At 74.2% G+C, this 19792-nt stretch carries 18 protein-coding genes; 5 read left to right on the top strand and 13 right to left on the bottom strand.

Translation table 11 applies throughout. The annotated features are described in order from the left end of the window. Window positions 1-140: 140 nt before the first annotated feature. Genes ACZ5WG_RS40235 through ACZ5WG_RS40225 form a run of 3 tightly spaced genes read right to left on the bottom strand, consistent with a single transcriptional unit; the run spans window position 141 to window position 3120 of the window. Entirely contained in the window at window positions 141-1523 is a 1383-nt protein-coding gene (locus ACZ5WG_RS40235) for a bifunctional RNase H/acid phosphatase (RefSeq protein ID WP_468729609.1), read from the bottom strand. Then, window positions 1523-2266 carry a zinc ribbon domain-containing protein gene (locus ACZ5WG_RS40230; RefSeq protein WP_468729613.1) on the bottom strand — a complete coding sequence of 248 codons (744 nt, stop codon included), beginning with the start codon at window positions 2264-2266 and terminating at the stop codon, window positions 1523-1525. The genes ACZ5WG_RS40235 and ACZ5WG_RS40230 overlap by 1 nt, the downstream gene beginning before the upstream one ends. Further along, on the bottom strand, window positions 2263-3120 hold the full coding sequence (locus ACZ5WG_RS40225) for a Nif3-like dinuclear metal center hexameric protein (protein ID WP_468729608.1): 858 nt from the start codon (window positions 3118-3120) through the stop codon (window positions 2263-2265). The genes ACZ5WG_RS40230 and ACZ5WG_RS40225 overlap by 4 nt, the downstream gene beginning before the upstream one ends. Window positions 3121-3414: 294 nt before the next feature. Here ACZ5WG_RS40225 and ACZ5WG_RS40220 point away from each other — a divergent pair, with 294 nt between their 5' ends. Continuing rightward, window positions 3415-4473, top strand: a complete 1059-nt coding sequence (locus tag ACZ5WG_RS40220; RefSeq protein ID WP_468729607.1) for a hypothetical protein — start codon at window positions 3415-3417, stop codon at window positions 4471-4473. An 87-nt stretch (window positions 4474-4560) separates the two neighbouring features. On the opposite strand, the gene ACZ5WG_RS40215 is transcribed toward ACZ5WG_RS40220, so the two are convergent. Beyond that, a complete protein-coding gene (locus ACZ5WG_RS40215) occupies window positions 4561-5739 on the bottom strand; it encodes an ROK family transcriptional regulator (protein WP_468729606.1) in 1179 nt (392 codons plus the stop codon). A 71-nt stretch (window positions 5740-5810) separates the two neighbouring features. Here ACZ5WG_RS40215 and ACZ5WG_RS40210 point away from each other — a divergent pair, with 71 nt between their 5' ends. Both ACZ5WG_RS40210 and ACZ5WG_RS40205 read left to right on the top strand, forming a co-directional pair. After that, on the top strand, window positions 5811-6092 hold the full coding sequence (locus tag ACZ5WG_RS40210) for a hypothetical protein (protein ID WP_468729605.1): 282 nt from the start codon (window positions 5811-5813) through the stop codon (window positions 6090-6092). Continuing rightward, entirely contained in the window at window positions 6089-6679 is a 591-nt protein-coding gene (locus tag ACZ5WG_RS40205; RefSeq protein ID WP_468729604.1) for a hypothetical protein, read from the top strand. Before ACZ5WG_RS40210 ends, ACZ5WG_RS40205 begins: the two co-directional genes overlap by 4 nt. On the opposite strand, the gene ACZ5WG_RS40200 is transcribed toward ACZ5WG_RS40205, so the two are convergent. Genes ACZ5WG_RS40200 through ACZ5WG_RS40190 form a run of 3 tightly spaced genes read right to left on the bottom strand, consistent with a single transcriptional unit; the run spans window position 6676 to window position 9591 of the window. Continuing rightward, window positions 6676-7617, bottom strand: a complete 942-nt coding sequence (locus ACZ5WG_RS40200; protein WP_468729603.1) for a 3-oxoacyl-ACP reductase — start codon at window positions 7615-7617, stop codon at window positions 6676-6678. The two genes, ACZ5WG_RS40205 and ACZ5WG_RS40200, sit on opposite strands and share 4 nt — an antisense overlap. 14 nt (window positions 7618-7631) lie before the next feature. Beyond that, window positions 7632-8711, bottom strand: coding sequence for a Zn-dependent alcohol dehydrogenase (locus ACZ5WG_RS40195; protein ID WP_468729602.1), 1080 nt, complete (start codon window positions 8709-8711; stop codon window positions 7632-7634). A gap of 25 nt (window positions 8712-8736) precedes the next feature. After that, window positions 8737-9591, bottom strand: coding sequence for a MaoC/PaaZ C-terminal domain-containing protein (locus tag ACZ5WG_RS40190; protein WP_468729601.1), 855 nt, complete (start codon window positions 9589-9591; stop codon window positions 8737-8739). 259 nt (window positions 9592-9850) lie between these two features. On the opposite strand from ACZ5WG_RS40190, the gene ACZ5WG_RS40185 reads away from it, so the two are divergent. Continuing rightward, the gene (locus ACZ5WG_RS40185; protein ID WP_468729612.1) at window positions 9851-10267 is read left to right on the top strand and encodes a response regulator; all 417 of its coding nucleotides are present in this window, start codon (window positions 9851-9853) and stop codon (window positions 10265-10267) included. A gap of 117 nt (window positions 10268-10384) precedes the next feature. Further along, on the top strand, window positions 10385-10813 hold the full coding sequence (locus ACZ5WG_RS40180) for a hypothetical protein (RefSeq protein ID WP_468729600.1): 429 nt from the start codon (window positions 10385-10387) through the stop codon (window positions 10811-10813). Window positions 10814-11011: 198 nt separating this feature from the next. Here the strand turns inward: ACZ5WG_RS40180 and ACZ5WG_RS40175 are convergent, their stop codons facing one another. The 6 genes from ACZ5WG_RS40175 to ACZ5WG_RS40150 form a co-directional block, all read right to left on the bottom strand. Beyond that, window positions 11012-11527 (bottom strand): YcxB family protein, encoded by a 516-nt coding sequence (locus ACZ5WG_RS40175; RefSeq protein WP_468729599.1) that lies wholly within the window; start codon window positions 11525-11527, stop codon window positions 11012-11014. Window positions 11528-11570: 43 nt separating this feature from the next. After that, window positions 11571-12785 (bottom strand): lipid-transfer protein, encoded by a 1215-nt coding sequence (locus ACZ5WG_RS40170; protein WP_468729598.1) that lies wholly within the window; start codon window positions 12783-12785, stop codon window positions 11571-11573. A 14-nt stretch (window positions 12786-12799) separates the two neighbouring features. Next, window positions 12800-14932 carry an acyl-CoA dehydrogenase gene (locus ACZ5WG_RS40165; RefSeq protein WP_468729597.1) on the bottom strand — a complete coding sequence of 711 codons (2133 nt, stop codon included), beginning with the start codon at window positions 14930-14932 and terminating at the stop codon, window positions 12800-12802. A gap of 82 nt (window positions 14933-15014) precedes the next feature. Further along, window positions 15015-16664 carry a serine/threonine-protein kinase gene (locus ACZ5WG_RS40160; protein WP_468729596.1) on the bottom strand — a complete coding sequence of 550 codons (1650 nt, stop codon included), beginning with the start codon at window positions 16662-16664 and terminating at the stop codon, window positions 15015-15017. Window positions 16665-16699: 35 nt separating this feature from the next. Next, on the bottom strand, window positions 16700-18262 hold the full coding sequence (locus tag ACZ5WG_RS40155; protein ID WP_468729595.1) for a serine/threonine-protein kinase: 1563 nt from the start codon (window positions 18260-18262) through the stop codon (window positions 16700-16702). Further along, window positions 18262-19791 carry a serine/threonine-protein kinase gene (locus tag ACZ5WG_RS40150; RefSeq protein WP_468729594.1) on the bottom strand — a complete coding sequence of 510 codons (1530 nt, stop codon included), beginning with the start codon at window positions 19789-19791 and terminating at the stop codon, window positions 18262-18264. Before ACZ5WG_RS40150 ends, ACZ5WG_RS40155 begins: the two co-directional genes overlap by 1 nt. Window position 19792: the final 1 nt, after the last annotated feature.

The raw sequence follows: 19792 nt of genomic DNA, 5'->3' as shown, positions 1-19792 counted from the left end.
GCCCGACGTCCGTGTCGTCAACGCCTACGGACAGACGGAAAGCTTCTACGCCGCCACGCACACGCTCCCGCAGCAGTCGGCCGGCACCGGTGCGGCGGGCCTCGCCGCTTCCGTGACTGCTGCGTTCCGGCCGGCGAGGCCTACCGCAGGTGGGACGTGTCGTTGAGCAGGCGGACCGAGGCGTTGCCGTCGGCGTAGTAGGCCACCGCCGAGAGGGAGGCTGCGGAGAGCTCCATCCGGAACAGCGACTCCGGCGGGGCGCCGAGCGCGAGGCGCACCAGCATCTTGACCGGGGTCACGTGCGTGACCAGCAGCACCGTGCGGCCCGCATGCGCGGCCAGCAGCCGGTCCCGGGTCGCCGAGATCCGGCGGGTGGCGGCCGCGAAGCTCTCGCCGCCGCCCGTCGGGGCCGCCCTCGGGGAGTCCAGCCAGGCCTGGAGGTCGTCCGGGAAGCGCTCCTGCACCTCGGCGAAGGTCAGGCCCTCCCAGGCGCCGAAGTCCACCTCGCGCAGGCCCTCCTCGACGGTGACCTCCAGCCCGAGGCGGTCCGCGACGGCCTGCGCGGTCTCCCGGCAGCGGCGCAGCGGGGAGCTGACGACCGTCTGGACGGTGCCGCGCGCGGCCAGCGCCTCGGCCACCGCCGAAGCCTGGCGGCGGCCGGCCGGGGACAGTTCCGGGTCGGCGCCGCCGCTGCCGGAGAAGCGCTTCTGCGGGGTGAGGGCCGTCTCGCCGTGGCGCAGCAGTACGAAGGTCGCCGGGGTCCCCATGTCGGGGCCCCAGCCCGGCGTGGCGGTCGGGGCCTGGGCCGGGGTGGCCGCCGGGGCGGGGACGTGTCCCGGGGCCGTGGCGCCGGGCGCGGGGGCCCGGCCGGGCGCGAGCGCCACGGCTTCCCGGGACAGGGCGTCGGCGCCGCCCGCTTCGGCGCGGCCTGTGCGCGGGTCCGCGACCTCGGCCGTACCGGCCCCGGCGCTCCCGCCGGAGGCGGATGCCAGGGCCGCGCGGACCGCCGCCGCTCCCTTCGCCGCATCCCCCGGAGGGCCTTGCGGGGTGGCCAGGGCGCGGGCCGCCGAGCTGTCCAGGGCCGCCGAGGAAGCCGCCGGCTCCCACTGCGCGCCTCGCTTGCCCGCGTCCATCGCCTCGTTGGCGAGCCGGTCCGCGTGCTTGTTCCGCTCGCGCGGGATCCACTCGTACGTGACCTGCGCACGGGGCAGGATCGTCGCCGCCTCCGCCGCGAGGGGCTTCATGTCCGGGTGCTTGATCTTCCAGCGGCCCGACATCTGCTCGACGACCAGCTTGGAGTCCATGCGGACCCGGACCACGGCGTCCGGGGCCAGCTCGCGGGCGGCCTTGAGACCGGCGATCAGCCCCTTGTACTCGGCCACGTTGTTCGTCGCGACGCCGATGTACTCGGCGCGCTCGGCCAGCGTCTCGCCCGTCGCCGGGTCGAGGACGACCGCGCCGTAGCCGGCGGGCCCCGGGTTGCCCCGGGAGCCGCCGTCGGCCTCCACGACAAACTGCGGCATCAGATGCCCGAGTCGGCCGTACGGACCAGGATGCGGCCGCAGTTCTCGTGGCGTACGACCTGGTCGCGGGCCGCGGCCTTGATCTCGTTGACCTCGGCCATGTCGAGCTCCAGGCGGCAGCCCTCGCAGCGGCGCTGGTAGAGGCGGGCTGCGCCGACGCCGCCCTGCTTGACGCGGATCTTCTCGTACAGGGCCATCAGGTCGGCCGGCATCGAGGCGACGATGACCTCGCGGTCCTTGGTGACCTTCGCGGCCTCGGCGTCGAGCTCGCCGGTCGCCGCGTCACGGCGGGCGGTGGCGTCCGTCAGCTTGGCCTCGAGGGCGGAGACCCGCTCGGTGAGCTCGGTGACCCGCTCCTGCGCGCCCTCCAGGCGCTCCATCACCTCGAGGACGACGTCCTCCAGGTCGGCCTGGCGCTTGGCGAGGGAGACGACCTCGCTCTGCAGGTTCGCCAGGTCGCGGGCCGAGATGCCGGCGCCGGAGTCGAGCCGCTGCTGGTCGCGGGCCGCGCGCTGGCGCACCTGGTCGACGTCCTGCTCCGCCTTGGTCTGCTCGCGGGCGGCGTCGCTCGCCTGCGTCTGGGCCGCCACGAGCAGGTCGCGCTGCTGCGTCAGGTCCTTGCTCAGGGACTCGACCTCGGTGTGCTCCGGCAGCGACTTGAGCTTGTGGGCGAGCTGAGACAGCCGGACGTCCAGGGCCTGGACGTCGAGAAGTCGGATCTGGTCGGCGGGCTCGGCGTTCAGTTGGGGGCTCCAGAGATAGAAGGGGGTGTGACGGACGGCGCGTGCACCGTCCACGGGTCGGTGACCGTGCGCGAGACGTGGGTGCGCAGACCCCAGCCGTGGCGCTCGGAGATCGCGTCGAGCTGCGCTGCCGCCTGCTCGCACCAGGGCCACTCGGTGGCCCAGTGCGCGGCGTCGACGAGGGCTAGCGGGCTCTGCTCGCGGGCCTCGGACACGGGGTGGTGGCGCAGGTCGGCGGTGAGGTAGACGTCCACGCCGGCGGCGCGGACGGCCGCGAAGTTGCCGTCGCCGGAGCCGCCGCTGACGGCGACGGTGCGGACGGGCATGTCGGGGTCGCCGGCGACGCGGATGCCCTGCGCGGTCTGCGGCAGCCGGGCGGCGGCGCGGGCGGCGAACTCGCGCAGGGTCTCGGGGTGGTCCAGCTCGCAGATCCGGCCGAGTCCGCGGCGGCCCTCGGGGTCGCTCGGATCGGGGACCAGCGGGCCGGTGATCCGCAGGTCGAGGGCGCCGGCGAGGGCGTCGGAGACGCCGGGGTCGGCGGTGTCCGCGTTGGTGTGGGCGACGTGCAGCGCGATGTCGTTCTTGATCAGCGTGTGCACGACGCGGCCCTTGAAGGTTCCGGCTTCTACGGTGGTGGTGCCGCGCAGGTAGAGGGGGTGGTGGGTGACGACCAGGTCGGCGCCCAGCTTCACGGCCTCGTCGACGATCTCCTGCACGGGGTCGACGGCGAACAGGACCCGGGAGACCTCGGCGTCGGGATCGCCGCAGACGGTTCCGACGGCGTCCCACTGCTCGGCCCGCGAGGGGGGCCAGAGAGCGTCCAGCGCGGCGATGACTTCAGAGAGACGTGGCACAGGCCAAGGCTACCGTCCGTACGGGAGCGGCAGAGTCCGTACGGGGTCCCGGCCGCCCGGGACCTCGTACGTCTGCTCCGGGAGTACGGGAGCACGGGAGCACGAGGGCCGCGAGGTCGGCCGGGTGAACCTGACCGACTCGGCCACCCCGAACGCCCCGGTACCGCACAGCACAACCGCCCCCGCCACCTCAGCCGAACCGCCGGGCGGCCACCCGTATGTGTGAAGCGGGTGAGGTCGTGCTGTTCGGGTCGACGTGCGAAAACTAGCTTCCTCACCGGAGGTGACCCTCGGATGACTGTCTGTGCCATCGAGATCACGACGACGGCCCCGTTCACCATCGCCGCGGACGGGTCGTACGCGGCCCGGCTCGCCGGGGACGGCGAGGCCCGCTACCCCGAGCGCTGGACGCTGGCCGGGCCCGAGCCCTACGCGGTGCCGCTGCCGCTCGCGCAGCCCGAGGAGGCCGACAGCGAGGTGCTGGCGCTGGCCGACGGGCGGGTGCTGATCCACCGTCGGGTCGCGCAGCGGCACGCCTTCGCGCTGCTGTACCCGACGGGCGGCGCCGCGGCCGGGCCGCGGACCGGGGAGCTCCCGCTGGGCTCGGTGGAGCCCGGGCACGACGGCGTACGGGTGTCCCTGCTGCCGCCGTCGCCGGACGGATGCGGCGCCTTCGCCCTGGCCGCCTCGGACGCCGGGACCACGGTCTGGCAGGTGACCGGGGGCGCCTTCGGGCCGGTCGCCCGGATCCCGGGCCGGTGCTCCGGCGGCGTCTGGCTCGACCGGAGCGGCCGGATGCTGGCGCTGGACCGCGAGCTGGACGGCACCACCAAGGCCGTCGCGGTGGACCTGGGCCGCGGCGGCGAGACGTCCCCGCTGCTCCAGATCGCGGAGCACAGCGACGACCGGCTGCTGCTGGCCGACCCGGACAGCGGGCTGCTGCTGATCCGCTCGGACGCCCCGGGCGAACCGCGCCTGGGCTGGGGGGTGTTGGGCAGCTCCCTCCCGGTGCGCTTCCCGGAGTGCCTGCGCGGGGAGGCGGGCACCCCGTTCGCGGTGCAGCCGGGCCAGGCCCTGATGCCGGAGACCTGCGGGGTCGCGCTCCGGCTGGAGGACGGCGGGATCGGGCTGTGGCGGCCCGCCGACCGGCACGTCTTCCGCCTGGGGGCGCCCTACGGCTGGCTCGGCACGGGGCTGTGGAGCCGGGAGGGCCGTCTGCACCTCCCGTACGCCACCCCCGAGGTCCTGTGCGGGATCACGAGCCTGACCCTGCCGGTGGCCCCGCCGCCCCCGGTCAGGCTGGACCCGCCGGCGGCGGCGCGGCCCGTACCGCTGCAGCAGGCTCCGCTGTAACGGCTCCGCTGTAACGGAGCGCCACAGGCCCGCGGCCTTCCGGGGCTCGGCGCCCTCCCTCCGAAGGCTCAGGGGCTTTCCGAACGCTCAGCGGCCTTCGAAGGCCAGGTCGCGGGCCGCGTCGAGCGCCGTGGCCACCGCGCCCAGCAGGACCGCGTCCTCCCCCAGGCCGCTGGGCGCCACCTTCGGCCGCAGCGGGGTGAGGGTGCGCAGCGTCTGCCTGACCGTGCGCAGCAGCAGGTCGGCGTTGTGGCCGACCCCGCCGCCGAGGACGACGAGGTCGGGGTCGAGGACTGCGGATACCGCCGCGACGGTGTGGGCGAGGCGTTCCCCCTCGAGTTCCACCGCCCGGGCGGCGGCCGCGTCTCCCGCCCGGGCGGCGTCGAAGACGTCCTTGGCGGTGAGGGGCCCGGTCATCCCGTGGGCGCGGGCCGTCTGGACCACGGCCTCGGCCGAGACGGCGTCCTCCATGCTGTCGGCCCCGGGCTCCGGCTCCCGGCGGCCCGCCCACGGCAGGAAGCCGATCTCGCCGGCCCCACCGTGCGCCCCCGTGAACAGCCGGCCCTCGTTGACGATGCCCATGCCGAGGCCGGTCCCGATCATGACGTAGACGAAGAGCCGGCTGCCCGCGCCGACGCCGTACGTGTACTCGCCGAGCGCCGCGAGGTTGGCGTCGTTCTGGACGGCGACGGGCAGGCCGAGCCCGTCGCGGATCCGGTCGAGCAGCCCCGGGCGGCCCCAGCCGGGCAGTTGCTGGGCGTACCGGACCCGGCGCTCGTCCTCGTCGTAGACGCCGGGCGTGCCGACGACGGCCTGGGTGACCTTGCCCGGGTCCAGTGCGGAGTCGGCGACGAGCCCGCGGGCGGCGGACACCGCGAGGTCGGCCATGCTGTTCGCGGTGCGGGCCTGGTTGCGGACGTCGGAGCGGGCGACGACGGTGCCGTCGAGGTCGGCCAGCGCGACGCGCAGCCAGCTCCGGCCGATGTCGAGCCCGAGGGCGTAACCGGCCGTCGGATCGGGGGCGTACAGCACGGCGATCCGGCCCCGCTCGGGTGCGTGCGTACCGGCCTCCCGGACCAGGCCGGCCTGTTCGAGGGCGGCGAGCGCGCTGGAGACGGTGGGCTTGGACAGCCCCGTCTCGCGCGCGAGCTGCGCCCGCGAGGCGGCCCCGCCGGACCGCAGCCGGTCCCACAGCAGCCGCTCGTTGGCGCTGCGCTGCCGTCGGGGGTTCCAGGGCTGCTCGGCGCCCTCGTCACTGCTGGTCATCAGGCCATTCTCGCGCAGCCGACCGTCAAGGAATTCTTGACAACTCGAGCCTGTCAAGGTTTCCTTGACGCATGTCGATCTTGAATTCGAAGGCCCGGCACCGGGTCGCCTTTCCCGCCACCGCGTCCATGGCTGTCGCACTGCCGCTCGCCGTGAGCCTGCCGGCCACGACGGTCATGTTCGGCGACCGGTTCGGCGCCTCCGCCACCGCCGCCCTGACCGCCGCGGGCCTCGCGCTCATCGCCTGCACGGCCGGCCTGTCCGCCCGAGCGGCGGCCCGCGACGCCGAGCAGGTGCGCCGCGACGAGGAAGTCCTCGACGCCCTCGAACCCCTCGCCGGACTGCGCCGATGAGCAACGAACCGCTGCTCCACCCGGTGGAGACCGCCCGGATCCGGGAAGGGATCGCCGCAGCCGTCCTCGGCGCGCCCGAGGGACTGGCCGACTCGCTCGAGCACGACGCACACGGTTACCTGCGCCTGGTGGACGCCTCGCGCGTCGGAGCCGAGGAGGCGAGCCGGCTGCTGCGCGAGGCCGTCCAGGGCGCCAGGGCCGCCGGCCACAGCTGGGACACGGTGGGCCGCGTCCTGGGAGTGAGCCGGCAGGCCGCCCAGCAGCGCTTCGCGGCCAAGGCCGCGGGCGCCGGCCAGTCGGCGCCGCCCGTCGGGGGGCCGGACGCCCCGAAGCGCCGCACCCTCGGCGGGTTGACCGCGTTCAACGAGATGGCCGCCCTGGAGGAGGCCGGCCGTGACGGCTGGCACCTGGTCGGCTACGGCCCCTTCTTCCACGAGGTGGAGGCGTCCGGCCACCCCTGGGAGCACTGCCGGGTGACGCTCCCCTCCCTCGCGCGACACCGGCGGATGGAATCGGAGGGCTGGATTCCGGTCGGCGTGGGGTGGTTCCCGTGGCGGTACTACAAGCGCGCCCTCCGCCCCGCTTAGCCGTGCTTGAGGCCCAGGACCTCCACCGCGGCGAACGTCTCGTTCGCCGGGCGGGAGTCGTAGTGCGGGGTGAGCAGTTCGTCCAGCTCCTCGTAGGAGAAGGCCTCCTTGCCCGTGTCGAACTTCGCGGCCACCTTCGGGCGGTCCATCACGACCACGATCCCGCCGTGCACGACGAACAGCTGCCCGTTGGCCCTCGCCGAGGCCGGCGAGGCCAGGTAGCCGACCAGCGGGGAGACGTGCTCGGGGGCCAGCGGATCGAGCTTGCCCTCCTCCGGGACCTGGAAGCCCGCGAACACGTCCTCCGTCATCCGGGTCCGGGCGCGCGGGCAGATGGCGTTGGCCGTCACCCCGTACTTGGCGAGGGCCAGGGCGGTCGAGGTCGTCAGGCCCACGATGCCGCCCTTGGCCGCCGCGTAGTTCGGCTGGCCGGCCGAGCCGCCGAGGAAGGCCTCGGAGGAGGTGTTGATGATCCGGCCGTAGACCGGCCCGCCCGCCGCCTTCGAGCGTTCGCGCCAGTGCACGGAGGCGAAGTGCGTGGTGTTGAAGTGGCCCTTGAGGTGGACCCGGATGACCGAGTCCCACTCCTCCTCCGACATGGAGAAGATCATCCGGTCGCGCAGGATGCCCGCGTTGTTGACCAGGACGTCGAGCTTCCCGAAGCTGTCCACCGCCAGCTCGACCAGCTCGCGCGCCTGCTCGAAGTCGGCCACGTCGCCGAGGTGCGCCACCGCCTGCCCGCCCGCGGCGCGGATCTCGGCGGCCACCTCCTCCGCCGGGGCGGCCGAGGCCTCCCCGGAGCCGTCGCGTCCGCTCTGGCCGAAGTCGTTGACGACCACGCTCGCGCCGAGCCGCGCGAGCTCGATCGCCTCGGCCCGGCCGAGCCCGCGGCCGGCGCCGGTGACGAGGGCGCAGAGCCCCTCAAGTGGCAGTGACATCTGGCGGATTCCTCTCAGAGTTCGATGCAGGTGCGCAGGGCGACACCCGTACGCATCTGGTCGAGGGCGTCGTTGATCTCGGCGAGGTGCACCCGGTGGGTGATCAGGCCCGCCAGGTCCACCCGGCCCGCCCGCCACAGCGCGATGGTGCGCTCGTACGAGCGGAGCACGTCCCCACCCCCGTACATCGACGGCAGGATCTTCTTCTCGTCGAAGAACAGCGAGAACATGTTGATCGAGTAGTTGTCGTCGAGCGCGCCCGCGCCGACCACGACGACGGAGCCGCCGCGCCGGGTCATCTCGTACGCGGTCTGCGTGGTCGCGGACTTGCCGACGACCTCGAAGACGTAGTCGAAGCCCTCGCCGGCCGTGATCCGGTTCCTGGCGTCGGCGAAGGCCTCCGGCGCGACCCCCTCGGTCGCACCGAAGCGCAGCGCCGCCTCGCGCCGCGAGGCCACCGGGTCCACGGCGACGATCTGCGCCGCGCCCTGCACCTTGGCGCCCTGGATGACGGAGATGCCGACGCCGCCGCAGCCGATGACGGCGACCGAGGACCCGGCCTCCACCTTGGCGGTGTTGATGGCCGCGCCGAGGCCGGTGGTCACCCCGCAGCCGATCAGTGCGGCGATGTCGTACGGCAGGTCGTCGGGGATCGGTACGGCGCACGCGGCGGGCACCACCATCTCCTCGGCGAAGGTGCCGGTGCCGGCGAAGCCGAAGATGTCCCCGCCGCCCGTGCGGCGGAAGTTGGGCGTGGCCACGTTCGCGAAGGACTCCAGGCACAGGTGGCCCTGGCCGCGCTTGCAGGCGGGACAGTGCCCGCACGGCGGCAGCCAGCAGACGAGGACCCGGTCGCCGATGGCGTGGGTGGTGACCCCGTCGCCGACGTCGACGATCTCGCCCGAGCCCTCGTGGCCGGGTATGAAGGGGGCGGGCTGCGGCAGCACGCCGCTCATCGCGGAGAGGTCCGAGTGGCACAGGCCGGTGGCCTTGATGCGGATCCGGACCTTGCCGGGGCCGAAGCCCGCGGTCTCCATGTCGTCGACGACCTCGAGCTTGTCCTGGCCTATCTCGCTCTGCAGTGCTGCGCGCACGGTGCGGCTCCTTCGTGGTCGGGCGTTACGCGTGTTCGACGACGGTGTCGGCGAGGACCGGCGCGTCGTCCCGTTCGACGGCGGTCACCGAGACCCGGACCTGCCCGGGCTCCTCCCACATCCGGATGCGCAGGGTCTCGCCCGGGAAGACGACCCCGGCGAAGCGCGTGCGGTAGGCGCGGACCCGCGAGACGTCCCCGCCGAGCGCCGTGTCGACGACGGCCTTGAGGGTCATCCCGTACGAGCACAGGCCGTGCAGGATCGGCCGGTCGAAGCCGGCCAGCTTGGCGAACTCGGGGTCGGCGTGCAGCGGGTTCCAGTCGCCGGAGAGCCGGTACAGGAGCGCCTGCTCCTCGCGGATGTGCCGCTCCTCGACCCGGTCGGGCGCCCGCTCGGGCATTTCGGTCTTGACGGAGGGTCCGCGGTCGCCGCCGAACCCGCCTTCTCCCCGTACGAAGATCTGGGCGTCGCTCGTCCACAGCGGCCCGTCGGCGTCCGCGACTTCGGTGCGCAGCACGATCACCGCGGCCTTGCCCTTGTCGTAGAGGGCGGCGACCTTGGCGGAGGAGGTGGCGCTGCCCTTGACGGGGATGGGCCGGTGCAGCTCGATGGACTGGCCGCCGTGCAGGACGTTGGCGAGGTTGACCTCGATCCCGGGGGCGGCGAGGCCGCCCATCATGGCCATCCCGGCACCGGCGACGGTCGCGAAGCTGGGGAGTACGTGAAGTCTGGACTCGAGGGTGTAGCGCAGCTCGTCGGGGTCGGTGGCAGGGATGCCCGCGCCGAGGCCGAGGTGGTAGAGCTGGATGTCCTTGTGGTCCCAGGCGATGTCCCCCTGGCGGGGGTCTGCGGCGAGGGCCCTGGCGGCATCGATCGGCATTGAGGATGCTGCTCCTTGTTTCGGTTCCCGTTGTTTCTGCATGGAAGACCTCGGTGCGGTCGTCCGCACCGTCGGCCGCACCGAGGTCGTTTGCGGGACCGGCCGTCTTCTAGAACGCGTTCTAGGTCGAGCCGGTGAAGGAATGTATAACGCACGCCCCAGCAGTTGGGAAGACTCCTGACTCCACGTCAGGATGACGTTCGGCGGGGCGTGTTGCCGGAGCCTCGGGGAGGCCGCTTAGGGTGACGGGGTGGACGAGATGCCCCGGAATTTCCGCACGACGAGGTCGCTGCGGGTCCTGCTGGCGGAGGGGCCGGGCACGTCGGCCGGCGCTCTGGCGGTCCTGCTCGGGCTGGAGCCGGACCTCGATGTGGTCGCCCTGGTCGCGTCCGGTGCGGACGTGGGCGCGGCGGCGCTGACGGCCCGCCCGGCGGTGGCGCTGGTGGACGCGGACCGGCCTGACGTGCTCGCGGAGGTGGCGGCGGTGTGCGGCGAGGCCCCGGAGTGCCGGGTGCTGCTGCTGGCCGGGTCGGCCCGGCCGGGCCTGGTCGAGGGGGCGCTCGCCTCGGGGGCGGCGGGGGTGGTGCTGCGGGACGGCCCTCCCGGAGCGCTGGCCGACGCCGTCCGCCGCGCCGTGACGGGCGAGGCGGTCACCGACCCGACGCTCGAGCCTTAGCGCGGGCGGGCGGGGCGGTCGATCCCGGCCACCGAATTGACGGATTCCGCCGCAGCGCCGGTCCACGTACTGGACCAGGATGAGGCTCCCTCAACCTAGCTTCGTGGAGACGGAATCATGCGCGTATCCGCCCTGCCCGCCACCGTCGTCCTGGTGGCCGCCACACTCGCCGGAGGAACGGCTCCGGCCGCTGCCGACACCCCGGCCGGCCCGGTCCTCACGGTCCCCCTGGAGGCCGGCACCGGCCTCCACCACAACACCGGGACGGTGCTCTACGAACGCGTCGACGGCGCGGTGAACTCGGTCAGGATCATCTCGGTCAGCATCACCAGCGGCGAGCGCGACTGCGCCTGGGTGTCGTGGAACGACCCGCACGACCCGAACGGCTGGTCCAACCTGACCAGCGAGCCCTCCTGCCACGGCATCGGCCTGGAGGAGAACCCCGACCGGATCATCAAGGCGCCGGCCGGCCACCCGCTCAAGGTGCGCCTGACCGCCGACCACCCCGGCTCCGACGTGGTGCACAAGGACGTCGAAAAGCTCTGACCGGGCAGGGGCGGGCCGGGGCGCTAGGGAGTGTCGTCAAAGTAGCGTCGGCCGCCCGGAAGGGCGGGGCTGGCGGGGGCTGGTGCGTGCGATCGCAAGGCGGAGGAGGGAAGCGACGCGGAGCGTCGTTGACCGACGACAACGCGGCGAGCGTGCGTGCCAGCCCCCGCCAGCCAGACGGGACTTTGACGACACGACCTAGGAGCGGTCGCCTGCGCGCGAGTGGGCGAGGGCGGCGAGGAGGTCGCTCTCGCCCGGGACCGTGAACAGGCGCTTGGGCAGCACCAGGAGGCAGGTCCGGCGGCGTGAGCGGCCCACGAACACGTGCAGCCGCGGCGTCTCGTGGTACCAGCGGACCTCGTCCCACGCGAGCTGCAGCGACTCCCCGCCGTGGAACGCCGTGATGCCCTCCTGGTCCACCACGGCCCGCTTCTGCTCGGCGGACCGGCCGGAGCGGAAGCCCAGGGCCACCGTCAGCCGCGGCAGGACCAGCAGCACGACCAGGCCGTACGCCACCGCGATGCCGAGGGAGACGGGGTGCACGGTCAGGCCGTCCGGGGACGGCGACACGCTCGCCGCGGCCAGGAGGACCGTGCCGAGAGCGGCCACCGCCCGCCCCCTCCGGAACAGCCCGGCGGCCTTGGCGGCCTCGTTGTACTCGTCCCGGGTCACGTTGCCGGTGATGCTGAAGGACGTTTCGCGTATGTCGCTCACGGGGGCGGAGCCTATCCCTCCGCCCCCGGAGCCGCGGAAGGGGTCAGCCCCGGCGCAGCAGGGTCACCACCGCCGCGCCGCCCAGCCCGATGTTGTGGGCCAGGCCCACCCGGGCGCCCTCGACCTGGCGCGGGCCGGCGGTGCCGCGGAGCTGCCAGACCAGTTCCGCGGCCTGCGCCAGACCGGTGGCGCCCAGTGGATGGCCCTTCGAGATCAGGCCCCCGGAGGGGTTGACCACCCACCGCCCGCCGTACGTCGTCGCCCCGCTCTCCACCAGCTTCCCGGCGGCGCCCTCCTCGCACATCCCCAGCGCCTCGTACGTCAGCAGCTCGTTGATCGAGAAGCAGTCGTGCAGCTCGATCACGTCCACGTCCTCGATGCCGAGTCCCGAGGAGGAGAACACCTGCCGCCCCGCCGCCGCCGTCATCGGCTTGCCCACCACGTCGATGCACGAGCCCGAGGCGAACGACGCCTCCGTGTCCGTCGTCATCGCCTGCGCGACGATCTCCACCGCCCTGTCGTGCAGGCCGTGCCGGACCACGAACCGCTCCGACACCACCACCGCCGCCGCCGCCCCGTCCGACGTCGGCGAGCACTGCAGCTTCGTCAGCGGCTCGTGGATCGGCTTCGCCGCCAGGATCTCCTCCACCGTGTACACGTCCTGGAACTGCGCGTTCGGATTGTTCGCCGAGTGCCGGTGGTTCTTCGCCCCCACCGCCGCCAGCTGCGCGGCCGTGGTCCCGTAGCGCTCCATGTGCTCGCGCGCCGCGTTCCCGAAGATCTGCGCGGTCGGCGGCGACATCTCGAAGCCGTGCCCGGCGGCCATGATCCCGTAGTGCCGGGCCACCGGCGAGGTCTTGAAGGAATCATCAGCGGCTCCGCCGCGGGCACCCCCGTCCGCCCCGCCCCCCAGCGCGCCCCGCTTCATCTTCTCGAAGCCCAGCGCCAGCACGCAGTCGCTGATCCCGCCCTGCACGAACTGCCGCGCCATCATCAGCGCCGTCGACCCCGTCGCGCAGTTGTTGTTCACGTTGTAGACCGGGACCCCGCTCAGCCCCAGCTCGTACGCGGCCCGCTGTCCGGCCGTGGAGGCCTGGAAGCAGTACCCCACCGGCACCTGCTCGACCTCCTCGTACGGGATCCCCGCGTCCGCCAGCGCAGCGGTCCCGGCCTCCTTCGCCATGTCCCAGTACTGCCAGTCCCTCGACTCCGGCTTCTCGAACTTCGTCATGCCGACGCCCACGATGTACGACTTCATGTCCCTGCTGCCCTTCAGTCCCTGGGGAGGCCGAGGATGCGCTCGGCGACGACGTTGAGCTGGACCTGCGTGGTGCCCCCGGCGATGGTCAGGCAGCGGGACATGAGCATCCCGTGCACCGCCCGCTCCCCCGCCCCCTCCCGTACCGCGCCCGCCGGGCCCAGCAGTTCGAGCGCGAGCTCGGCGGTCCGCTGCTGGTGCGGGGTCTGGACGAGCTTGCGTACGGACGCACCCGCGCCCGGCTCCAGCCCCGACACCTGCTGGAGCGTGGTGCGCAGCCCGATGCAGGCCAGGGCGTGCGCCTCGGCGGTGAGCGCCCCGATCCGCGCCCGGTACGCACCGTCGAGTTCCGCCGAGCGGGCGATCAGCGCCTCCAGCCCGGTGTCGAAGGTCATCTGGTCGGCCATGTGAACCCGCTCGTTGCCGAGCGTGTTGCGGGCGACCTTCCACCCGCCGTCGGGGGCGCCGACGAGGGCGTCCGCGGGCAGCACGACGTCGTCGAACCAGACCTCGTTGAAGAGTGCCTCGCCGGTGATCTCCTTGAGCGGGCGCACGTCGATCCCCGGGGTGTTCTTCATGTCGACCACGAAGTAGCCGAGCCCCTTGTGCTTGGGGGCGGCCGGGTCGGTCCGGGCCAGCAGGATCCCGAAGTCGGCGCTGTGCGCGGAACTCGTCCACACCTTCTGGCCGTTCACCTTCCAGGAGCCGTCCGCCGTCCGCTCCGCCCTGGTCCGCAGCGAGGCCAGGTCCGAGCCCGCCCCCGGCTCGGAGAACAGCTGGCACCAGCTGACGTCCCCGCGCAGGGTCGCCGGCAGGTACCGCTCCCGCTGCGCGTCGGTCCCGTAGGCGAGCAGCGAGGGCACGACCCAGGTGGCGATCCCGAGGTCGGCGAGCCCGACCCCGGCCGCGCGCAGTTCCTGCTGGACGACGAGCTGCTCGACGGCCCCGGCGCCGAGCCCGTAGGGCGGCGGCAGGTACGGGGCCGCGTACCCGGTGGGGGCCAGGATCCGCCGGGCGGCCGCCGGGTCGAGTCCGCGCGCGTCCTCGATGGCGGTACGGGCCTTCGCGCGGTGGGTCTCCGCCTCCGCGGGCAGTTCCAGGCGCAGCTCGCGCCGGGCTCCGGCCGCCGCCAGCCGGACGGCCCGTACGCGGTGCCCGTCGCCGGGCCCCAGGAGCTGGCGGGCGACGACGGCCCGGCGGAGGTGGACGTGCGCGTCGTGCTCCCAGGTGAAGCCGATCCCGCCGAGGACCTGGATGCAGTCCTTGGCGCAGGAGTAGGAGGCGTCGAGCGCGCTCCCGGCGGCCAGTGCGGCGACGAGCGAGCGCACCGGGGCCGGCCCGTCCATCACCTGGGCGGCGTCCCAGGCCAGGGCGCGGGCCTGTTCGAGGCGTACCAGCATGTCGGCGCACAGGTGCTTGACGCCCTGGAACTGCCCGATGGGCCGGCCGAACTGCTCGCGCACCTTGGCATACTCGGCGGCGGTGTGCACCGCCCAGGCGGCGGTGCCGCAGGCGTCGGCGGCGAACAGGGCGCAGGCCAGGTCACGGACCAGGGCCGCGTCCAGGCCGAGGAGGCGGCCGGGCGGCACGGTGACGGCGCGGGCCCGCACCTCGGCGGTGGGCCGGGTCGGGTCGGCGCTCTCGTGCGTACGGATGTCCAGTGCGGCGGCGTCCACGGCGAACCAGCACGTGCCGTGCGCGGCCTCGGCGGCGAGCAGGACGAGGTCGGCCTCCCCGGCGCCGAGCACGGGGGGTGCGCCGCCGTCGAGCAGGTACCCGCCGCCCTCGACGGCGACGGCGGTCAGGGTCCCCGGGCCGAGGGCGACCGCGCCGACCCGCCCGCCGAGGGGTTCGGACCCGGCCCGGTCGAGCAGTACGGAGGCCAGCGCGCTCGGCAGGAACGCCCCGGGCAGCGCGGCCCGGGCGGCCTCCTCGACGACGACGGCCAGGTCGAGCAGGGTGCCGCCCTCCAGGTGCGGCTCGAGCAGCCCCTGCGCGGCCATCGCGTCCCAGTAGGCGGGCCGCACCCCGGTCTGCGGCGGGGTGTCGAGCAGCTTGCGCACCTCCTCGGGCGGCACGGCCCGCGCCACCCAGCCGCGTACGGCCCCGGCCAACTCCCGCTGTTCCCCAGTGATTCCGATGCCCATGCGCGGCAGATTAGAACACGTTCCATTCTGACGGAAGGTCAGACAACGGTGTTCTTCGGCGGTGTTCTCCGGCAGTGCCGGATCAGCGGGTCGCGGCCTTCAGCGCGGCGCGGGCCACCTCCTTCGCCTTCGTCTCGCAGTTGCCCTTGGGGTACGGCTTCGCGTAGAGGCCCACCCAGACGGAGAGGTTGCCCTCGCGCACGGCAAGGACACAAGTCCGGTCGGCACTGGGGGCGCCCCAGTAGGCCTCGGCGCCGAACCCGAGGCGGGGCGCCTCGCGCTGACCGGCCGCCGCCACTTGGAAACGCCCCTTCTGGGTACGCGCGTTGACATCCGCGTCCCCGCCGAGGCTCAGGTCCCACCGGACCAGCCCGGCCGGCGACGCGGCGGTCATGAGCCCGTCCCAGGTGCACTCCACCTGCACGCCGGTGCTCGATTCGTACTCCTTGAAGTCGGACGGCCGCGCGGACGCCAGGGGCAGGTTCCCTCGTGCCGCCGCCTGGCAGGTCGGGACGGCCGTGTAGGCGACGGGGGCCGTGACCCGGTCCCGTACGTACAGCGCGACCCCGGTACCGGCCACGAGGAGGACACCGGCCGCCGCCAGGGCCGCGATCCGGCGCGGAGCGCGCCACGGGCTGCGGGAGCGGGGGGTGTCCGGGGGGACGGCCGGTGTGGGCGGGACGGACGGGATCCGCGGGACGCGCGGCGGGGGCTCCTTCGTGTCCGCAATCGCCTGACCCCTCTGCGGCTCGGGTGCGGGTCGGGGTACGGGGGCCGGGACGGGCGGCGCCGAGGGCTCGGCGGGGCCGTCGCCGTCAGGGTGGCCGCGGCCCTGGCCGTCGAGCAGCCGGTCGATGTCCGCCCGCTGCGCGGCGATCATCCCGTACACGGCGGAGGGCCACTGCCGGCCCGCAGGTGCCACCGGACCGATCAGCTCGCGCAACCGCGCCGGGCACGGCCGGGCGGCCGGGTCCTTGGCCAGGCAGCTCGCGACGACCTCGCGCAGCCCCGGCGGAACGGCGCTCAGGTCGGGCTCGGCGTGCACCACGTCGTAGAGCGTCTTGAGGGCGGAGGGTCCGGCGAACGGACTGCGGCCGGTCGCCGCCATGGCCAGCACCGAGCCGAGCGAGAACACGTCGCTGGCCGGGGTGAGCGGCTTGCCCTCGGCCTGCTCGGGCGACATATACGAGGGCGAGCCGACGACCCAGCCGGTCCGCGTCAGCCCGGTGTCGCCCTCGGCGCCGGGCTCCGTCGTCCGCGCGATGCCCAGGTCGATGACCCGTACGCCGTCCTCGGCCAGCAGCACGTTGTCGGGCTTGAGGTCCCGGTGCACCAGCCCGGCCCGGTGGATCTCCGCCAGGGCGGACGCCAACCCGGCCGCGAGGCGCCGTACGACGTCCTCCGGCAGCACCCCGACCGCCCCGACGACGGCGCCCATGGACGGCCCGGCCACGAACACCGAGGCGAGCCAGGGCGTCGCGGCGTCCGCGTCGGCGTCGATCACCGCCGCCGTGTAGGCGCCGGACACCTTGCGCGAGGCCGTGACCTCACGCCGGAACCGGGCCCGGAAGCCCTCGTCGTCGGCGTAGTGCGCGAGCACCTGCTTGACGGCGACGAGCCGCCCGTCCGGCCCTGCCGCCAGCAGCACCCGCCCCATGCCGCCCTGCCCCAGCACTCCGAGCACGTCGAACGGCCCCACGTGCTTCGGCCCCGAGGGCCCCAGGTCTTCCATCCCACCCCGTCCCAATCTCTCCACTCGGCACGCGCTCAGCGAGGCGTCGCCGCCAGCGCGGCCCGGGCGATCTCCTTCGCCTCGCTCTCGCAGGTCGCGGCGGGATGCTGCGGACCGCCGAGGGCCACCCGCACCAGGAGGTTGCCGTCGCTCACGCCCAGCGCACAGGTCTGCGCGGTCATCGGAGTCGACCAGCGCGCGCCGTCCCCCGCCCCGAGACCGGTCTCGGGCCGCCCACTGCCCAGGTTGAACCGCGTGCGCTCCGCCCCGCTGCCCGGGACGCGGCCGCTGCGCTCCACGGACCAGCTGACGGACGCGTGCGGCTTCGGCTCCTCCTCGCCGGCGACCGCCTCGAAGGCCGCCCGCCAGCTGCAGCCCATGTACGATTTCACGGGCGACTCGCTGTCGTCGGCCGGCCGCAACTCCTGCTGCGGCAGCGGGAGCTTCCCGGCCACCTCCGTGCAGAGCGGCACGCTCAGGTACCGGTCCGCCTCCGCCTGCGGCGGCTCCTCCAGCGCGCGCAACCCGTACGTCACCCCGGCCCAGGCCGCCACGAGGACGCCCGCAGCCAGCAGCAGGTTCCGCGGGCGCAGGCGCGGCCGCCGGCCGCGCGGCGCGTGGGCCCGCTCCGGGCGGACCGCCGCCGCCGCGGTCGCGGTCGCCGCGTCCGGGTCCACGTCCGGGCCGCCGAGCGCGCGAGCCGTGCCGTCCGGGTCCCGGAGCAGCCCGTCGATCTCCTCCTGCTGGGCGGCGGCCAGCCGTTCGACCGCGGGCGGCCACCGCGTGCCGTCGGCCGCGCCGGTCAGGCCCAGGATCTCGGCCGGGGACGGCCGGGCCGCCGGATCCTTGGCCAGGCACCGGGTGACGAGCCCGCGCAGACCGGGCGGGAGGCCGAGGAGATCGGGTTCGGTGTGCACGACGTTGTAGAGGGTCAGCGCCACCGTCGCCGCCGCGAAGGGACTGCGCCCCGTCGCGGCCAGCACCAGGACGGACCCGAGGGAGAACACGTCGCTCGCCGGGGTCAGTTCGCCGCCCTCGGCCTGCTCGGGCGACATGAACGCGGGCGAGCCGATCACCGTCCCGGCCCGCGTCAGCTCGGTGATCTCGCCGGGCCGGGCCACCCGCGCGATCCCGAAGTCGATCACCCGCACCCCGTCCCGGGCGAGCAGCACGTTGTCGGGCTTGAGGTCCCGGTGCACCAGCCCCGCCCGGTGGATCTCGGCGAGGGCCGTCGCCAGCCCGGCGGCGAGCCTCCGCACCGCCTCCTCGGGCAGCGCCCCGGCGCTCTCCACCGCGGCCCCCAGCGAGGGCCCGGCCACGAACACCGAGGCCAGCCACGGCGCGTCCGCGTCCGCGTCGGCATCCAGGACCGCGGCCGTGAAGGCGCCGGACACCTTCCGCGAGGCGGCGACCTCGCGCCGGAACCGGACCCGGAAACCGTCGTCGTCGGCGAGCCGGGCGTGCACCTGCTTGACGGCGACGAGCCGCCCGTCCGGTGCGGCGCCGAGCAGCACGCGGCCCATACCGCCCCGGCCGAGCTCGGCGAGCAACCGGTACGGCCCAGCCGTGGCCGGATCGGACTCCTGGAGCGGTCTCATCACTTCCCCACCCGTTCCACGACCGAGGCGGCGAGCCCCCGCGTGACGGCCTCACATCTGCCGGTCGGGTAGCGGGGGCCCGTCACCGAGACGTGGAGCATCATGTTGACGTCCCGTACGTACAGACGGCAGTTCGGAAACCTGTCGTCCTTGGGAGGCGGCTCCCACAGACCCTCGTCGGCGAACCCGAGGTCGATGTCACGCCGGGTCTTGCCGGGTTCGTGGAAGAACTCGAAGCGCTTCTTCGCCCGCTCGGCCCCGGTGCCCGCCCCCTTCTCGGTCGAGAAGAACGTCCACTCCGCTTCCATCTCGTCACCGGTCCGGTTGGTCCAGGTGCAGCGGGCATAGGCCGAGCCGGACTCCTCGACCGGCCCGAACCCGTCCGGTTTGTCGAAACCGGACGGCACGCGCACCTTGTCCCGGACCTGTTCACAGGACGGGGGCATCGCCGGGTACTTGTCCTGCTTCTGCGCCAGCCCTGCCGACCGGACATCCGATATGAAGTCGCGGTAGGTATCCACGAGGTACGGCCGCCCCACGGTCAGCCCGGCCACGGCCACGACGCCCGCCGCGGCAACCGCCACGATCAACGGCCGGGGCCAGCGGCGACGCCACCAGGGGACCGCTGCGGGAGCCGTTTCGGGAGCCGTTTCAGGACCCGTGGCCCGGCGCAGCAGCGCGCCCATCACGACCAGCTGGTCGTGGATCAGCGTGTTCACCGCCTCCGGCCACGGCCGCGCCGACGGCGTCAGCCCGCCGACTCTGCTCAGCAGCTCGCGCGGGGTCGGCCGGTCGGCCGGGTCCTTGGCGAGGCACCACGCGATGACCTCGCGCAGGCGGGGCGGCACCTCGCTCAGGTCCGGTTCGGCGTGCACGACCTGGTGCAGGATCCGCGGCACCGAGCTCCCGGCGAACGGCGCCTTGCCCGTACAGGCCATGACGAGGGTCGCTCCGAGCGAGAACACGTCACTGGCCGGGGTGAGCTCCTGCCCCAGGACCTGCTCGGGCGACATGTACGCGGGCGAGCCGATGAGCGAGCCGTCGTGCGTGATCCGCGTCTGGTCGCCGACCGCCCGCACGATGCCGAAGTCGATGACCCGTACGCCGTCCTCCGCGAGCAGCACGTTGGACGGCTTGAGGTCCCGGTGGATCAGCCCCGCCCGGTGTACGTCGGCCAGGGCGTGCGCGAGCCCGGCGGCCAGCCGGCGCACCGCCTCCTCGGGCAGCGGCCCGGCGGCGTCCACCGCCTGGCTCAGCGAGGGCCCCGGCACGAACTGCGAGGCCAGCCACGGCGTCTCCGCGTCCGGGTCGGCGTCGATCACGGCCGCGGTGTAGCCGCCGGCCACCCGCCGCGAGGCGTCCACCTCGCGGCGGAACCGCGCCCGGAACCCCTCGTCCTCGGCCAGCTCGGCATGCACCTGCTTGACCGCGACGTACCGCCCGTCCGGCCCCACCCCCAGCACCACCCGGCCCATCCCGCCCTGGCCGAGCACCGCGACCGTCCGGAACGGCCCTATGTGCTGCTCCACT

The sequence above is a fragment of the Streptomyces sp. NPDC032745 genome, assembly GCF_055579465.1.
The sequence above is the reverse complement of the archived record's forward strand: the minus strand, read 5'-3'. Positions and strand labels throughout refer to the sequence as shown.

Coding starts and splice junctions, on each gene's coding strand:
- ACZ5WG_RS40165 (WP_468729597.1), bottom strand. CDS start 14,932: ATGGGCATCGGAATCACTGGGGAACAGCGGGAGTTGGCCGGGGCCGTA.
- ACZ5WG_RS40190 (WP_468729601.1), bottom strand. CDS start 9,591: ATGCCGATCGATGCCGCCAGGGCCCTCGCCGCAGACCCCCGCCAGGGG.
- ACZ5WG_RS40215 (WP_468729606.1), bottom strand. CDS start 5,739: ATGACCAGCAGTGACGAGGGCGCCGAGCAGCCCTGGAACCCCCGACGG.
- ACZ5WG_RS40170 (WP_468729598.1), bottom strand. CDS start 12,785: ATGAAGTCGTACATCGTGGGCGTCGGCATGACGAAGTTCGAGAAGCCG.
- ACZ5WG_RS40200 (WP_468729603.1), bottom strand. CDS start 7,617: ATGTCACTGCCACTTGAGGGGCTCTGCGCCCTCGTCACCGGCGCCGGC.
- ACZ5WG_RS40155 (WP_468729595.1), bottom strand. CDS start 18,262: ATGAGACCGCTCCAGGAGTCCGATCCGGCCACGGCTGGGCCGTACCGG.
- ACZ5WG_RS40180 (WP_468729600.1), top strand. CDS start 10,385: ATGCGCGTATCCGCCCTGCCCGCCACCGTCGTCCTGGTGGCCGCCACA.
- ACZ5WG_RS40160 (WP_468729596.1), bottom strand. CDS start 16,664: ATGGAAGACCTGGGGCCCTCGGGGCCGAAGCACGTGGGGCCGTTCGAC.
- ACZ5WG_RS40220 (WP_468729607.1), top strand. CDS start 3,415: ATGACTGTCTGTGCCATCGAGATCACGACGACGGCCCCGTTCACCATC.
- ACZ5WG_RS40235 (WP_468729609.1), bottom strand. CDS start 1,523: ATGCCGCAGTTTGTCGTGGAGGCCGACGGCGGCTCCCGGGGCAACCCG.
- ACZ5WG_RS40185 (WP_468729612.1), top strand. CDS start 9,851: ATGCCCCGGAATTTCCGCACGACGAGGTCGCTGCGGGTCCTGCTGGCG.
- ACZ5WG_RS40210 (WP_468729605.1), top strand. CDS start 5,811: ATGTCGATCTTGAATTCGAAGGCCCGGCACCGGGTCGCCTTTCCCGCC.
- ACZ5WG_RS40205 (WP_468729604.1), top strand. CDS start 6,089: ATGAGCAACGAACCGCTGCTCCACCCGGTGGAGACCGCCCGGATCCGG.